At 40.5% G+C, this 15,972-nt stretch carries 14 protein-coding genes; 7 read left to right on the forward strand and 7 right to left on the reverse strand.

Translation table 11 applies throughout. The annotated features are described in order from the left end of the window. Nucleotides 1-25: 25 nt before the first annotated feature. The 3 genes from CMT41_RS11260 to CMT41_RS11270 form a co-directional block, all read right to left on the reverse strand. Complete coding sequence (locus CMT41_RS11260) at nt 26-2,701, reverse strand: DUF5011 domain-containing protein (protein WP_198149742.1); 2,676 nt, start codon at nt 2,699-2,701, stop codon at nt 26-28. Between the two features lie 252 nt (nt 2,702-2,953). Further along, complete coding sequence (locus CMT41_RS11265; protein ID WP_058027309.1) at nt 2,954-4,813, reverse strand: protein kinase domain-containing protein; 1,860 nt, start codon at nt 4,811-4,813, stop codon at nt 2,954-2,956. A 119-nt stretch (nt 4,814-4,932) separates the two neighbouring features. Beyond that, on the reverse strand, nt 4,933-6,546 hold the full coding sequence (locus CMT41_RS11270) for a sigma 54-interacting transcriptional regulator (protein ID WP_058027310.1): 1,614 nt from the start codon (nt 6,544-6,546) through the stop codon (nt 4,933-4,935). Between the two features lie 137 nt (nt 6,547-6,683). Between CMT41_RS11270 and CMT41_RS19170 the strand changes: the two genes are divergently transcribed. Beyond that, nucleotides 6,684-6,824 (forward strand): hypothetical protein, encoded by a 141-nt coding sequence (locus CMT41_RS19170; RefSeq protein WP_157466366.1) that lies wholly within the window; start codon nt 6,684-6,686, stop codon nt 6,822-6,824. Between the two features lie 141 nt (nt 6,825-6,965). After that, the gene (gene megL / locus CMT41_RS11275) at nt 6,966-8,207 is read left to right on the forward strand and encodes a methionine gamma-lyase (protein WP_058027311.1); all 1,242 of its coding nucleotides are present in this window, start codon (nt 6,966-6,968) and stop codon (nt 8,205-8,207) included. Nucleotides 8,208-8,407: 200 nt separating this feature from the next. Here megL and CMT41_RS11280 read toward each other — a convergent pair whose 3' ends face one another. From CMT41_RS11280 to CMT41_RS11290, 3 genes are all read right to left on the reverse strand, one after another. After that, complete coding sequence (locus CMT41_RS11280; RefSeq protein WP_058027312.1) at nt 8,408-8,842, reverse strand: HIT domain-containing protein; 435 nt, start codon at nt 8,840-8,842, stop codon at nt 8,408-8,410. 39 nt (nt 8,843-8,881) lie between these two features. After that, on the reverse strand, nt 8,882-9,814 hold the full coding sequence (ylqF, locus tag CMT41_RS11285; protein WP_057181403.1) for a ribosome biogenesis GTPase YlqF: 933 nt from the start codon (nt 9,812-9,814) through the stop codon (nt 8,882-8,884). 91 nt (nt 9,815-9,905) lie between these two features. After that, nucleotides 9,906-10,823: a helix-turn-helix domain-containing protein gene (locus CMT41_RS11290; protein ID WP_058027313.1), complete on the reverse strand. Its 918-nt coding sequence runs from the start codon at nt 10,821-10,823 to the stop codon at nt 9,906-9,908. 152 nt (nt 10,824-10,975) lie between these two features. Between CMT41_RS11290 and exaC the strand changes: the two genes are divergently transcribed. The 5 genes from exaC (at nt 10,976) to CMT41_RS11315 (ending at nt 15,557) form a co-directional block, all read left to right on the forward strand. Continuing rightward, nucleotides 10,976-12,496, forward strand: coding sequence for an acetaldehyde dehydrogenase ExaC (gene exaC, locus CMT41_RS11295; protein WP_058027314.1), 1,521 nt, complete (start codon nt 10,976-10,978; stop codon nt 12,494-12,496). A gap of 358 nt (nt 12,497-12,854) precedes the next feature. Next, entirely contained in the window at nt 12,855-13,664 is an 810-nt protein-coding gene (locus tag CMT41_RS11300; RefSeq protein ID WP_058027315.1) for a ribonuclease H family protein, read from the forward strand. A gap of 74 nt (nt 13,665-13,738) precedes the next feature. Continuing rightward, nucleotides 13,739-15,007 (forward strand): MFS transporter, encoded by a 1,269-nt coding sequence (locus tag CMT41_RS11305; RefSeq protein WP_057181407.1) that lies wholly within the window; start codon nt 13,739-13,741, stop codon nt 15,005-15,007. Between the two features lie 75 nt (nt 15,008-15,082). Further along, complete coding sequence (locus tag CMT41_RS11310; RefSeq protein ID WP_057181408.1) at nt 15,083-15,319, forward strand: hypothetical protein; 237 nt, start codon at nt 15,083-15,085, stop codon at nt 15,317-15,319. A 46-nt stretch (nt 15,320-15,365) separates the two neighbouring features. After that, nucleotides 15,366-15,557 (forward strand): hypothetical protein, encoded by a 192-nt coding sequence (locus tag CMT41_RS11315; protein WP_057181409.1) that lies wholly within the window; start codon nt 15,366-15,368, stop codon nt 15,555-15,557. A gap of 22 nt (nt 15,558-15,579) precedes the next feature. Here CMT41_RS11315 and CMT41_RS11320 read toward each other — a convergent pair whose 3' ends face one another. Next, nucleotides 15,580-15,924: a YajD family HNH nuclease gene (locus CMT41_RS11320; protein WP_057181410.1), complete on the reverse strand. Its 345-nt coding sequence runs from the start codon at nt 15,922-15,924 to the stop codon at nt 15,580-15,582. Between the last annotated feature and the right edge of the window lie 48 nt (nt 15,925-15,972).

A 15,972-nucleotide genomic window follows, 5' to 3' on the forward strand; every position in this document is an offset into this window, starting at 1 on the left:
TGCGGGCGCAGAGCTGATGCTGCCTTTATGGCGTAGCCTGCCAAGCAGCCCAATCAAAGTCTGCATCTACAGCATAACCCGCAGTGCGTAATTCGCCCCCTTGATGGGCTTTATCAATATTATCGCCATCAGACTCGGCCCAGTCATAAAACTCCCAAAGAAGGACCGCAGTAAAGATAACTTTACCTTGAAAACTACTTTCTGCTTTAACTCTGATCAAGTCACGGCCAACAATGTCTCCACCTGGAGTAAATGAAAATGAAAACTCAATAACATTAGTAGCGTAATCAGCAACTGTGCCATAAAAAGTTTCATCATCACCACCGCCTAATTCACCATCATCACCATAGGTAGTAATAACAAAGGTATCAGCGCTAGAGTCAAAGACAATCCGTTCATCCTCGACATACCAAGTAAGTCCCGCTAAGTTAGCTTTAGTAAAATTAAGCAGTGATGCTTGGCTGGCGCAATCTGCGACCGCGGTTTCAAAGTCATTAATCGAATAAAATACCGTTGGTTTATCGTTAGCATCATCCCAAGGCGATTCGGTATTGCACATAACAGTGGCCGTGCCATCACCCGGCTGAGTACCATCACCCGGCATAGTGCCAGCAAATGTCCGGCGATAATCAGTCGAGTGTGTTTGCCCCGTTGTCGGCACTATCGAGTAAATGCGCACTAACAAGGTCATATTTGTTTGATCAAAATCAAGGTCATTTAATAAGTCTTGTGAAAAAACCGATGAATCAACGGTCGTACTGGTTACATCTGGCGCAATACTTTTATCGTTAACATCATAGTAGTTACCTTGGTTATCACTGATTTCAACCCAAATAGAATCAATAACAGTGCCCGGTTGTAAAGTCCATGACACGGTTAAGTCTTCATCTAAGGTGAAATTATTTAAAGCAGTGAGACCATCAGTTGTTAATGCCGGGTAGCGACCTGTGGTTTCAGGTAGGTACATTAAAATCTTATCAAACATTGCCACTTCATTACCGCTACTGACCATAGGTTGGCCTGGCACAGTCAAGTCAAGTTGTTCGGTATACAGCTTATATCGAATGATATCCCCTACAACAAAGATATTCGGATCCACTTCCCCATCGCTCATGCCAAAACCGGCATAGTCCCACTGATACATTTGTGTAGTCTGGTTATACACTTGTAATTCACCTGCTGCTATGTAATCAGGATTACCTAAATAAACAATATCTTTCACCGTTTCGCCATCGGTGCCATCAATAATAGTCATGGTTCCAGAGGCTATTGGCGCATCATTGGTGCCATTATTAGAGAAGTCATTATCATAAAATGATACATTTAAGCCACAACCTCCCGCCATATCATCACTACCATCAAAATCGTTACAGTGGAAAGTTAACAAGTCGGCTTCATAGAACCTTTGGTTACCTAATAGCTGCCAAGCTTGGCTACTGTCTTTTTGTAACAGCCAGGTTTCAACTTCAACGTCAACAATACCGTTTATATACACGTTAAAGTCCACCGTTGCTGTGCCTGCCATTGAATCAAGATCTCGTACAGCGATACTGGAAAAGACCAGGCCAATAAGACTAGGATCGGTAGTAATATCGGTTAAAAACTGGCTTTTAGCTTGATCTTCATGAAGAAAGCTATCGGCAAAAAAACCATCCAGACTCGCTAAACTTGGTAAACCATCAGTAAATTCCGCGGCAAAACTAGCAAATAAAGCCGCAATTGCTTGGGTATCGGTGACCACAATAGTTAAGGCGGCAGAGTCTACAATGATAACTGACTCATTATCATCACTATCAGTAATATCATCTTCAATACTTGAGCCATCTAGGACATTAACTATGGTGGCAATATTGGTTATCGGATCGGTTTCTATTTGAATAATATCTAAAGCAGCATCTAAACCCGAGTGGTCGGCACTAAAAGCGGAAGTGAGCAGGTTAATTGCAGAGTCTAAACCTAGGGCATCAAATACCGCTTGCAGTTTCGCTTGCAGTGCATCTTCTTGGGCGGCAATTTCTACAGGATCTAGAAATGTCGGCGAAACTTCATCAAAATAAGCGGCCGCTATTTGATGAGCAGCATTGGCAATAATCAAGTCAGTAAATGGTGTGATATTAATCGTACCATCTAAGGTCGCCTCTTCGGCATAAGAGTGAATTCGATAACTTTTGCCACCAACAGTGCCCTCTGCACGTAATCTAAAGGGTGCGGTTAAACCAGTAACATCAACCGAGTAAGTACCATCGGCTTCGATCAATTCCGACCTTGTCTCTCCTAAGGAATCTTTTATAGTCACAGTGCCAACAATAGCAGCACCTGCAGCAGCGGTGCCGGTTAGGGTTGGCGGTACGACTGTGACCGTACGTGTTAACGTGCTCACATTACCTGCGTAGTCTGTGGCGGTATAGGTAAGGATATAACTTCCCGCCGTCATGGTATCAACACTACCCGTGATTGCTACACTAATTTTCCCGTCGACATTATCATTTGCACTTGCACCGGCATCGGTATAGCTGCCATTCACTAAGACACGAACCTCTGCATCACCAATCAACGTTATTATCGGGGCAACGTTATCGACGGTAACTTTATCATCGCCATAACTACTACCACCACAACCCGATAACGATAAGACTAAAATCATCGTTGCGAATAAAGCATAGCGTCGATATTGACCAAAACACTTAGATATTTTATCCATAATAACCTTCATTTAGTTTCTTATAGTAAAATAAAGATAGATTAGTGCTTAATATTTTGCTAGTAAGACTTGCTTAAATCCTAAGCTTTTGCTGAGTTCGATACTACTCAATAATCATAATCTGCCAGTGGGCTAACACTGAGCTGGGTACAATCTTAGTCAGCACGTCTTTTAGTGTATTGATGCCATGGTACCAGCAGGAATTTTATCAGCATATAAGGATCTATGCTGGCAGATCAGCATACTTCAACATCAGTGTTGCTCACTATCTTGACGGTTTAGCTTAGGATTTTTTGGATAGAACTTATCTGGCATGCTACTAATATGTTCAAAAAACCGGGTGTCTTTATAAGGTAATTTCATAAAGCCCGAAATACCAATACCATCGATAGTAGGTAATAAGGTTAAAATTTTCGCCAAACAGGCTTTAAATTCAGCTTCTTTTTCATGGTTTAGCAGCATTAAATAACTATGAATTTTTAAATGTTTGGGCAAAACTTCAAAGATAATACAACCGGTATGATGAATTAAGTTCAACCTGGCTAAAACCGTCATTAACTCATCGGGTAGATATAAGTATTCATCGGGATCTTTACCATCCTCAAAATAGGAGTGCAATCGGGTTATATCATCAACATCAGCGACATCACTTACTTCAAAGGGTAGTTCTTGGCTACTGTCCGCAATAAAAGGCTGACTTTCACTCAGCCGCTCAACATGCAAAGTATTACGGGCATTAAATAAACAACTTTTAAAGACCCCGATACGAAATATACCTTGCGCCAAATAAATAATATTGTTTACCGCACTGGTAAATGAAGCTTTCAGTGTTTCATCAAATAAGGTTAAATTAGAGTCAATGTAAACCCCCTCTTTGGCCCAACGAATGGCAATACCACCAACCACAGGGAAATTACCTAGCCGGCTTAACGCCGCGATAAACGCTTTTTCATTATCACCCATGCCCATAAGGTAATTTTTATAGTATTTATCCAATTGAGCATCATCAATATCCGCTAAACTATCATGACCGCTTTGCTCTCGTAAAAATGACTTGCGCGAGCCATACACTACCGTATCAATGTGCTCTCTTTGAGGTTTTACCCAAATAGGTATCTGAGCAATGGCGGCAATTTTTGTCGGTTTATCTGCCAAGACAACTTGTTTGAGGTAGTTGAGGTTATTAAAAAAGTAATCCCCTGCTTGGTTGCGCAGCTTTTTATCGTCACTTAACATACCCGTTAACACTTGCGCCAATAACTTAGGTAAACCTAAGGCATTTGGCGGTATCACTTTGATACCATATCGGCATGATTGCCCTGACGCTAGTGCATACAAGGTTGCCGCTAAGCCTTGCTCATCAAAACGAGGGCTAGATAATCCACCATTAAGTTGCTCTGGCCCAATAAAATAGACATCGCCTAAACGGGCGTTACTATGTTGTAAATCACTGCTCATCAGTTCCATCACGTTAGTGCTAGTACTTTGCTGATGACAATCAAGTTGTGCACTCACTGATGAGCCCCAATCAATGAGTTGTACCTTGCCGGTATTTTCATCATAAACCAAGTTAGAAGGCTTGATATCGCCATGAACAATGGGTTTTAACTGCCTATGATTATTTTCTGCCCGTAAATACAGCAATATATCAGCCAATTGTAAGGCAATACTAACCACCAACTCAGGCGATAAAGGGCCAACTTGTAAAGATAATTGTTCTAAATCTATGCCTGGGGCCCGAGTCATCTGCAAAATAGATTGGCGTTTAATTTTTTGGTAGTCAATCACATGAGGGATTTGTGGGTGTTTAAGTTGACCTTGAATATCGGCTTCTTCAGCTAAACGGTCTTGCACATGTTGAGGCAAATTAATGCGCGAGAATTTAAAGACAACCGGCTGTGTTTGCTCAACAGAGCCTTTACGCTTAATAGCCGAAAAAACAAAGCCATACGCCCCTTTACCTAACAGAGCAACGTCCTCAAAGCCGAGTTGTTTTAATTGCTGCTGGCAAAGTTCCACCCATTGTTTTAACTTAGTCGCGTCTTTATGACTGAGTAAGTAAATGGATTGCTCTTGAGCAATGTAGAAATGCTGTAATTTTTTATTGGTCACTTTTATTTGCCATTTATATTTACTACTTATATTTACTACAGGGATGTCTCTACTTAAAGGGGTAGTTACGGTTTAAATAACAAGTACCGGGCTGACGGTTTATCAAGCTCGCTCAGCGCTCATCGAATATCATGCTGCCTTAACTTCATCGCAATTTTATTGTGTGATACTTTTAAACGCTCTGCTAGTTTACGCGTCGTTGGAAATAAGGGGTAAAAATGCCCGAGTAATTTAGCTTCAAAATCTGCTTGTGCACTTGACCAATCTTTAACATCTTCCATAGCTAGCTCACCGCCTTGTTCCCTATTACCTGCATGACTATGACCTGCATGTTTTTTGAGTACAGGTAACAATTCCTCAACACAAATATCACCACCATTACTTAAGGCTACCACGCTAAATAAAACATTTTGCAATTGCCTGATATTACCTGGCCAAGCAAAGCTCTGTAATAAGGCCAGTGCCGAAGCGGTAAGTTTAGGTTTAGCACGCTTGCTTGGTTGACTATGGCTGACTTGTTTGGCGGCATTGTCAATAAATAAGTTGGCTAATAAGCTCATATCAGCAATGCGATCTCGCAGGGGGGGCAGCTCAATACTGAGTACATTTAACCGATAATAGAGATCTTCTCGAAAGGTTTTTTGGCTAATCAACTTGGCTAAATTTTGGTGAGTAGCACTGATAATACGAATATTGGCGATCAACTCCTTTGTCCCGCCCACACGGCGATAAGTCAAATCTTGTAAAAAACGTAATAGCTTAGCTTGTAAATAGGGTGACATTTCAGCAATTTCATCTAAAAATAAACAGCCGCCTTCCGCCAACTCAACTAAGCCTGGTTTACCGCCTTTTTGTGCGCCAGTAAAGGCACCACTTTCATAACCAAACAGTTCACTTTCTAATAAATGTTCCGGTAATGCCGAACAATTAATCGCTAAAAACGGCGCTTTAGCTCTTGAACTCGCCTGATGTAAAGCCCGAGCAATTAATTCCTTGCCAGTACCTGTTTCACCGCTGATTAATACCGGTAAATCTAAGGCAGCAAAGCGCTCTCCTTGGGCCTTAATTAAACGGATACTTTTTGATTGACCAATAATATTATCAAAACTGTGCTCTTGATGGCTTTGCATTAACGATATTTGTCGTCCTACGGTATTCATAGAGCGCAGCAGTAAGACCGAGCCGTTGATTTCTTTGCCTTTATTAGCTGTCGAGTTCGTGGCGGAATTCGATAACACTGGGCTTATATCAAGAATGTAGGCTTTTCCTTGAATGGTAATGGCCTGGCTCGTTGCGGTATTCGTCAGCATGGCGCTACTAATTTGCTCTATATAGGTGTTAATAGGTTTGCCTAAGTAATCCGTAGCCATAAAATCAGGCTTAACGCCCGTGGCTGGTGGCATAAGTTTATGGCTGGCCTTATTCATCGCTAAAATAAGCCCCTGACTATCAACATCAATGATAGGCTCTGGCATTTTGTCTAATAATGCTTGTAAGTGATTGGCTCGCTGCTCGCTAGGTAGCAAGTTAATTAACTCGACACTTATCACTCCCGCGACATGAGCTAAACAACGCTTAATTTGCGCCAAACTTAGTCCATCATACTCAAGATAAAGATAGGTAAAACAGCTGGTGATTTCTACCGCTTTTAAATTCCAAGCTTGTTGGGCGAACACCGCTAATATTTCTTGTGAAATACCAATTCTGTCGCTTGATTCAATAACAATACGCATAAAAAGACATGTTAATAAATAGATCGTACTATAAATATGACACAGTAATAAAAATAGTACAAATCATAATGACTGCAGTAATAAAGGCCTGAAGCAATAATTTACCAAAATTGTCGTTAAAAATAAGTTTATTTGTAATGATAATATTACAAATAAAACCTATTTACCCTTGCGATAAATCTATCTCATTGAAAAATAAAGACTTTATTTGTTGGCAGTATAGTTGCAAGGCTAATGGCAAGAGTAAACGAGTATTAGATGCCATTGAGCAAGACTAGGTTAGCGTTATAACGGTGAACCATTCACTCCGCTTACATCGCAAACCTGTATTGACCCTGCTCACCTTGAAAGAGAATAAAACAAGACCAGACAAACAAAACAAAATAATAATAATTACACCTTATTTAGGAAGAGAAGCTATGACCAAGTTTAAGAGCAGCAATATAGAAACTAAAGCCATTCATGCGGGTAGAATAGATGATACACAATTTGGCTCACTTGCCACGCCGTTATATCAAACTTCAACCTTTATTTTTGATAATGCTAAGCAAGGTGGCGATCGATTTTCGGGTGAAAGCGATGGTTATATCTACACCCGTTTAGGCAACCCTACCACCCGTCAATTAGAGCAACGTGTTGCTGCCATGGAATGCATGGAAGATGCTGCTGCAACCGCAACGGGTATGGCGGCAGTTTCTGCGGCCTTATTGACCAACTTGCAAGCTGGCGATCATATGATTTCATCAAAAGCGGTTTATGGTTGTTCTTTTGCCTTAATGAGTCATATGCTAAAAAAATTCAACATTGAAGTGACTTTTGTCGATATGACCGAGCCGGAAAATATCAAAGCGGCCATTAAAGAAAATACCAAGTTGATCTTTCTTGAAACGCCCATTAACCCCAACTTAGTCGTCTTAGATTTAGAAAAAATCTGCGCCATTGCCAAAGAGTATAAATTATTGTCAATCGTAGATAACACCTTCCTTACCCCAGTATTACAGCAGCCAGCAAAATTTGGCGCCGATATTGTTGTCCATAGCGCCACTAAATACCTTAATGGTCATGGCGATGTTGTTGCGGGTATAGTATGTGCTAGTTTTGAGATGATTAACGAAATAAAAATGACCACGTTGAAAGATATAGGCGCAACAATCAGTCCTCATGATGCTTGGTTGATCATCCGAGGTCTGAAAACATTACCTATTCGCATGGATAGACATTGCAGTAATGCTCAAACCGTCGCTGAGTTTTTAGAACAACACCCAATGGTGAAAGAAGTTTATTACCCAGGTCTTAAAAGCCACTCAGGGTACAAGTTCATTGGTAAACAAATGAAAGCCGCTGGTGGTGTCATTGCTTTTGAATTAAATACCGACCTCACCGGTGGCACAACCTTTATTGATGCCATGGAGCTTTTCTCCATTGCGGTGAGTTTAGGTGATGCCGAGTCATTGATTCAACACCCAGCGTCCATGACCCACTCACCTTACACACCAGAAGAGCGAGCAGAGGCTGGTATTAGCGATAGCTTAATCAGAATTTCAGTTGGCTTAGAACATGTCGACGATCTTATTGCTGATTTATCGCAAGCCTTAGCACAGGTGACTCAAGGTAAAGCCGATAATGTTACCCCTATCACTAAAACATCCAATGCTGCCTAGCTGGCATTCATGACATCTGTGCTTTAAGTACATGGATGTTATCAGTGATTAACCTCTCGAGTTAATTCAGGGGGGAGTGTTTGGATTTCTGCTAATAAAAAACCTCAATAGGCGCTGAGCCTATTGAGGTTTTAATGAATACAAATAACATTTACTACTCAAAAGAATGACTTATCTAATAAAGTGACTTACCGGTAAAACTACTTCTCCGCAAAAATCACCGCTAACTGTGGTAATAACTTATCTTTTAATGCCGCTAATTCTTCATCGGAATAAGGCGTTAATGCTTGTTGCCCCCAAATCGGTTTTGGCCATTGAGCATCGTCTTTAAAGCGTACCACATGATGGACATGCAGTTGCTCAACCACATTACCGAGCGCTGCCACATTCATTTTATCGCCGCTAAATACTTGCATAAGTAACTCACTGAGCAAACTCGACTCATTGAGTAATTGTTGCTGCTGTTGCCAATCTAGTTGGTACACTTCACTGATATCAGCTACTTTTGGCACTAAAATAAACCAAGGGTAAGCACTATCATTACACAGTAGCAACTTAGACAAAGGAAAATCGGCCAACTCAATACCATCTTTTGCCAACTGTGGATGTAGGGTAAAAAGTATTTCTTCGCTCATATCAAAACCTTATAAATCAAAATATTATAAATAAAAATATTAACGTTTGTTTTTACGACCACGACCACGAGCCGTTTTTTTAGCTTCTCGCGCCGCAATGCGTTTCTCTTCTAATTCGGCAAAGTGCAGATTCTCTGCCACTACCATATCTGGTAACTCAAAAGAAATAGGCCCTAGGGTTTTATCACGAATTTCATTGATCAGAATGACCGACGCTTTATATAAATCCACCCGACCACCACTTTTAACACAACCGCGTATTCTGCCAATGGCTTCAATGAGGTCTTCTTCATGCTCAGGTAATTCGTCAAGCTTATAGCGATCCATTAGCCGTTGAGGATAATTTTTCAGTAAGTACTCTGCGGCAAAGTAGGCAATATCGTCATGTTCAAAGGCAGTATCTTTCACCGCACCCGATACCGCTAAACGATAGCCCGAATTTTCATTGTAAATTTTAGGCCATAACATGCCAGGTGTATCGAAAAGGTATAAACCTTCTTCAAGACGAATACGCTGCTGACCTTTAGTTACTGCTGGTTCATTACCCACTTTAGCTTTTGCTTTACCTACTAAGGTATTGAGTAATGTGGATTTACCAACATTGGGTATACCCATTATCATGGCGTTAATTTGTTTACCTTCTTGATTTTTATTCGGCACCATTTTTCGAATTAATTTGACCAGGTTTTTTGCTACACTCGGCTGTTCCGTGGTTAACGCAATCGCTTTTACATTATGCTGAGATTCTAAATAATCTAACCAAATTTTGGTGATTGCCGGATCGGCTAAATCACTTTTATTAAGGATCTTTATCAGTGGTTTATCACCTCGGATCTCAGTGATCATAGGGTTTTCACTACTAAAGGGTAAACGCGCATCACACACTTCAATTACCACATCTATTTGCGGTAATATCTCTTTTATTTCTTTTTGTGCTTTATGCATGTGGCCTGGAAACCAGTTAATCGCCATGAAAATCCTAATCTAGCTAATAATAATGCGCTAATTTTAACAAGTTTTTAGCCCAGGTGGCTAGCCATACTGACAATTTAGTTCAAACAAGCTATAGCAAACCACTTAAATGCCGTTCTTTGTACTGTCGAGGACTGATACCGTAGAACTTTTTGAAACATCGGCTAAAGTGACTGGTATTACTAAAACCTAAAGCAAAACATGTTTGAGTTATCCGCTGACCTTTTTTCAACAGAGTAGCGGCTTTTTTTAAGCGACGTTGGCTTTGATAAACCATCGGACTGCAGCCTAGATGCAATTTAAACGCCTGAAAAAACTTCGTCCTACTCATGCAAGCAAGCCGCGCTAAATCATCAATATTGAGGTGTTCATGTAAGTGTAATTCAATATGGTTTACCGCGGCATTTAAGCCGTTGTTATCGGGCTCTTGCTGTGAAAATGCCAAAATAAATTCACGGGTTTGTTGATGTAATAACCGAATGGTTAACTCCGATACCGCTAAAGCAACCATGGCACTGCGCTCTGGGTGGTTTTCCGTATAGATGTGCACTATACGGTTTAATACGCTTTGTGTGGCACTATTATGATGGGTATGCACCAGTTTATTATCATAGTGCCAATGACCAAAGACTTTATTAAGCGGTTGCTGCTGGTTTAACATGGCCGAAACTTGCTGCACCCTATCACTTGATATTTCAATGGCTAAACACCTTGTCGGCTGAGCAAGTTGTGCTACGGGAAAATCAATTTCTACTGAACTGCCCGGCGCCATAATAAAGGATTCATGGGGCAAAAACTCACCATGAAAGTTATCTTGCATACTATGCATCACTTTTTTACCTGTCACCATGGCACAAAAAAGTAGTTGATCAGACATTAGTTTAACTTTTGTAGCCTGTTGATAAGTATCATAAATACTTAATTCCGATTCAGGCCCAGCAAAGCTGATTTTATTTTCAACCAGTACCTTAAGTGGGTTTCTGACACTATCTATAGCTTGTCTGATCATAAAAGTTTATCCGCTAATTTGAACTAGTAGGCAAGTTTTCTGAATTTACAGCACAGTTAAGCAATTGCTTATTGACTAAGGTAAATAAACTTAGTCAAAAACACAACCATAATAACCAGCTAAATAAGAGATTACACTTCAGAGGAAATATTATGATTTATGCAAAACCCGGTGCAGAAAACGCCATAATGAACTTCAAGTCACGCTACCAAAACTTTATTGGTGGCCAATGGGTTGAACCACAAAATGGTAAATACTTTGATAATATTAGTCCGGTAAATGGTCAAATTATTTGCCAAATCCCACAATCTGATCACCTTGATATTGAACTTGCGCTTGACGCGGCACATAAAGCAAAAGATGCCTGGGGCACAACATCGGTGACTGATCGCTCAAACACGCTATTAAAAATTGCTGACCGCCTCGAACACAACTTAGAATTACTCGCCGTGGCCGAAACCTGGGATAACGGTAAACCAATAAGAGAAACATTAGCGGCTGATATTCCATTAGCCGTTGATCACTTTCGCTACTTTGCCGGTTGTTTGCGGGCCCAAGAAGGCTCTGTCGGTGAAATTGATGAACATACCGTTTCCTACCATTTTCATGAACCATTAGGGGTTGTTGGGCAAATTATTCCGTGGAACTTCCCCATTCTCATGGCTGCTTGGAAACTTGCACCAGCCTTAGCGGCTGGTAACTGTATTGTGCTAAAACCGGCTGAACAGACGCCGGCTTCTATCTTGGTATTAATGGAACTGATTGAAGACTTATTACCACCTGGGGTACTCAATATTGTCAATGGTTATGGCGGTGAGGCGGGACAAGCCTTAGCAAGCAGTAAACGTATTGCTAAAATTGCCTTTACTGGCTCTACCCCGGTTGGCTCACATATTTTAAAGTGCGCGGCAGAAAACATTATTCCTTCAACGGTAGAGCTGGGTGGTAAGTCAGCCAATATATTCTTTAACGATATTTTAAATCATGAAGATGCCTATTTAAGTAAGTGTGTAGAAGGTGCCGTACTGGCTTATTTTAACCAAGGTGAAGTATGTAGTAGCCCTTCCCGCCTTTTAGTACAAGAAGAGGTTTACCCTAAATTTATTGAAATGGTGATTGAACGTACTAAAGCCATTAAACGCGGTAATCCACTAGACACTGAAACCATGGTCGGCGCGCAAGCGTCAAAAGAGCAATTTGATAAAATTTTATCTTACATTGAAATTGGTAAACAAGAAGGTGCGCAATTATTAATGGGTGGTAATGTTGAACAGGTTTCAACTGACTTAGACCAGGGTTTTTATATTCAACCCACCTTATTGAAAGGCACAAATGATATGCGTGTTTTCCAAGAAGAAATTTTTGGCCCGGTTATTTCGGTAACCACCTTTAAAGATGAAGCAGAGGCCATTGAAATTGCCAACAGCTCTGAGTTTGGTTTAGGTGCAGGTGTCTGGACTCGAGATACCAACCTGGCTTATCGCATGGGTCGTAAAATCCAAGCCGGTCGTGTTTGGATCAACTGTTATCATCTATATCCTGCACATGCAGCCTTTGGTGGTTATAAAAAATCAGGTATTGGTCGTGAAACCCATAAAATGGCCTTAGAGCATTATCAACAAACCAAGAACTTATTGGTAAGTTATGATGTTAATTCACTCGGTTTCTTTTAACCGTTAAATTAGCAAGCCGCCACGTTAGTCAGTATAATTTGGCTCTGTTGTAGTTTAGTATTGCTGAGTAAACAAGCGAGACGCGTAAACCCGTCCATGGGGCTCTACACAAGCATCCATGCTTGTGATGCTCGCTTTTATCACTTCAGCAATACTCGCCATAAAATCATCTAGTTACAATGTAGACAACAGTATTATGGAACAGAGCCATAATTTTATACTCAATGAAAGATATACTTACTTTTCTGCTGTTAATTTATTGCCACTTCCCTCTACTTTTAGTAGCAAAGAATTGATTTTTTGATGATAATGCTAACCAATATTGTCTTTATCCTTTATAAAAATTAGCTAATCATTTATGAGTAAAAAATTCTACGTTATCTGGAAAGGTGCAAAAACCGGCATTTTCACTACTTGGCCTGAAGTACAGCAACATACTGCTGGTCGCTCAGATGCACAATATATGGGCTTTGAATCGAAAGGTGCCGCGGAGCAAGCATTTGCTGCAACTTATACCAAAGCGTTAATGCAGCGTTCCTTAAATAACAAAGGGACTGCCAGTACAGCACCTAACTCTAGCCGTAAAGCCAGTAGCAGCAAAGGTACTCGCGCTAAAACAGCGACTGTCAGCCCTAATGGTCCCAGCGATATTGAAATTTATTGTGATGGTGCCTGCTCACCTAATCCAGGTAAATCAGGCACCGGCATTGCCGTTTATGAACAAGGTAAAGTAACCTCGTTATATTATGGCTTGTATGAAAAAAACGGCACCAATAATACTGCCGAGTTAAATGGCTTACTTTCTTCCTTTCAATTAGCACAGCACTTTATTGATAAAGATAAAGAGCAAAGCATTTGTATCCTCTCTGATTCAAAGTATTCAATTGACTGTATCACTAAGTGGGCAAAAGGCTGGCAAGCAAAAGGCTGGACTCGCGGTAAAGGCGAAGAAGTCAAAAATTTAGCGCTGGTACAACAATGTTATGCGCTCTATAAAACCATGCACACTAAAATCACTATTCGCCATGTTAAAGCCCATGCCAATATAGAGGGTAATGAATTAGCCGATAGAATGGCGGTATTAGCAAGAAAGCAACACCAAGAAACTATGATTCGTTATAGCGAAGTAATCGACATAAAAGCCCTGCTTGCCCTGCAATCTGGTTAGGCTGATTTACACTAAACTAATATCAACTTAAGCTGAACTCAAATTGAACGGACCTACATTAAACGGATAAGAACATGCCAACGAATATCCTTATTACTATCGCGTTTTTGTTGTTAACGGCCTTGATACTTTCTCGAATATTTACCCTACCGAGAAACATCTGGTTGTTATTTGTCTCTCAACCCTTAGTGATGTCAGCGTCGTCAATTATCGTTTTTATTGGTGGTATTTTATCGAGTAAAATGGCCAGCGATCCTTCGTTGGCGACACTGCCATTAACCTTAATGATTCTCGGTGTTGCCGCAGGCTCTATTCCTGCGGCTATGTTAGCTAAAAATAAAGGTCGAAAGTTTGCCGTATATACCGGTTTAAGCTGCTCTTTAATGGCGGCAATTATTGCCATGTTTGCTGCTATAACCGCCCTGTTTCAGCTGTTTTGTTTTGCTAGCTTATTAATTGGCGTTGGTGGTGCCTTCACTCAACAGCTACGTTTTGCCGCGATTGAAAGTAGTTTGCATGCTGACGATGTGCCTAAAATATTATCGATATTAATGCTCAGCGGCGTCTTCGCTGCCTTTTTAGGCCCTGAGGTGGCATTAGTTGGTAAAGATTTATTAAGCTCTCCATATGGTTATGCTGGCTCTTTTTTATTACTGGCCATCCTTATCCTTTGCGCAATGCTGATGATGATAGGCTTCAAAAACCCGCCAGTGAATGAAGATGAAATAGTGGGTGATGCCAGGCCGTTAAAGGTAATCACCAAGCAACCCATTTTTTTAATTGCCATTTGTACCGCGACTATCGGCTTTGCCCTGATGAGTTATTTAATGACTGCCACACCTATAAGCATGCATCATATGCAAGAACACAGCTTACAAGAGACAAAATGGGTGATTCAAAGCCATATTGCCGCCATGTACCTACCGTCATTGTTTACCCCTTGGTTAATCAAACACCTGCAGTTAAAAGGCCTTATGTTTATCGGTATATTAATTTATGCCATAGTCGCCTTTATAGCCTTGTCAGGCCAGGAGGTGATGCATTATTGGTGGGCACTAATTTTACTCGGCATTGGGTGGAATTTCTTATTTTTAACCGGTACCTCTTTATTGCCACAAAGTTATCACGCCAGCGAACGTCATAAGGTACAAGCAACCAATGACTTTATTTTATTTGGTTTTCAAGCGGCGGCTTCGCTATTAGCGGGCTGGGTCCTATTTAATGCTGGCTGGCATTGGGTGGTGATAACTAGCATTCCTTTTATCCTAGTACTTTTTGCGGTGCTAGCGTTTTATCATAAACATCAGCAAGCGCTATCGGCGCAAGAGCAAGTAAAGCATTAACTTGCTAAGATGAAAAAGATAACGGCTGACAAATATGTCAGCCATTAACAATAATAAATAAAGAAGGAAGTGATTATGAGTGGTACAACTATGGTAGTCGTTATTGTCTGTGTGGTCTGTGGTATTTTATATAAGATGTATAACAAACATCTTGAATTCAAAGCCAAAACCTTTGCTCACAATGACAATACTGACGACAAGAATGATGAGTTAAAAAAAGAAATACACGCGCTTAATGAACGAGTACAAGTTCTTGAAAAAATAGTAACCGACGAAGGCTACCAAGTGCAAAAGGATATCAATAACCTTTAACGCTGTGCATCACTCTTTGTTTCTCTTATTAAGGTGAATACTTGCGATGAAACTGATTATGAAAACTGAGTTTGATAACCTTAGACTCAACAGTAAACATGATTATGAAACTGACAGCAATGGCGATAAACAAGTAGTAAAAATTTATTGTGGTGACTTGTTGATTGCCAAAAAAATCAAACAGCATAAATCTATTCGTTTTTTTGGCATTTCAGGCTATGAACAGTACCTTAGCTAAAAAGCCATGTTGAACTAGTGTGCTACTTCTTCAACATAGACTTTAAATCGGCGAAGGGATTATAGGTGGCAGTATCTTGATTGGTATCGCCCGCTTTAACTTCCCTTTGATACCTAGCTTGATCAGTATATTTATCATGTTCGTTATCATGGCAATAGATGCATAATAATTCCCAGTTGCTACCGTCATTAGGATTGTTGCTATGATCGTGGTCGACATGATGTACGGTTAATTCTTTTAAGTTAGAGAATTCAAAAGCGCGCGCACAACGACCGCATACCCAAGGAAACAATTTTAATGCTCGGTCACGATAACCTTTTTCTTGTTGTTTGTAGTTGGCACTGGTGCCAAAGCGATCTGAGGACATAGGATTTCAGGACATAATAAAGTAAACAATAAGGCTAGTGTATTGCTA

The organism is Colwellia sp. MT41 (genome assembly GCF_001444365.1).
Taxonomy (GTDB): Bacteria; Pseudomonadota; Gammaproteobacteria; order Enterobacterales; family Alteromonadaceae; genus Colwellia; species Colwellia marinimaniae.

Bases quoted from the DNA above. Each gene is read 5' to 3' on its own strand.
- CMT41_RS19170 (WP_157466366.1), top strand. From the start codon at position 6,684: ATGATAATATTACAAATAAAACCTATTTACCCTTGCGATAAATCTATC.
- CMT41_RS11305 (WP_057181407.1), top strand. From the start codon at position 13,739: ATGCCAACGAATATCCTTATTACTATCGCGTTTTTGTTGTTAACGGCC.
- ylqF (WP_057181403.1), bottom strand. From the start codon at position 9,814: ATGGCGATTAACTGGTTTCCAGGCCACATGCATAAAGCACAAAAAGAA.
- megL (WP_058027311.1), top strand. From the start codon at position 6,966: ATGACCAAGTTTAAGAGCAGCAATATAGAAACTAAAGCCATTCATGCG.
- CMT41_RS11270 (WP_058027310.1), bottom strand. From the start codon at position 6,546: ATGCGTATTGTTATTGAATCAAGCGACAGAATTGGTATTTCACAAGAA.
- CMT41_RS11280 (WP_058027312.1), bottom strand. From the start codon at position 8,842: ATGAGCGAAGAAATACTTTTTACCCTACATCCACAGTTGGCAAAAGAT.
- CMT41_RS11300 (WP_058027315.1), top strand. From the start codon at position 12,855: ATGAGTAAAAAATTCTACGTTATCTGGAAAGGTGCAAAAACCGGCATT.
- CMT41_RS11290 (WP_058027313.1), bottom strand. From the start codon at position 10,823: ATGATCAGACAAGCTATAGATAGTGTCAGAAACCCACTTAAGGTACTG.
- exaC (WP_058027314.1), top strand. From the start codon at position 10,976: ATGATTTATGCAAAACCCGGTGCAGAAAACGCCATAATGAACTTCAAG.
- CMT41_RS11320 (WP_057181410.1), bottom strand. From the start codon at position 15,924: ATGTCCTCAGATCGCTTTGGCACCAGTGCCAACTACAAACAACAAGAA.
- CMT41_RS11315 (WP_057181409.1), top strand. From the start codon at position 15,366: ATGAAACTGATTATGAAAACTGAGTTTGATAACCTTAGACTCAACAGT.
- CMT41_RS11310 (WP_057181408.1), top strand. From the start codon at position 15,083: ATGAGTGGTACAACTATGGTAGTCGTTATTGTCTGTGTGGTCTGTGGT.
- CMT41_RS11260 (WP_198149742.1), bottom strand. From the start codon at position 2,701: ATGGATAAAATATCTAAGTGTTTTGGTCAATATCGACGCTATGCTTTA.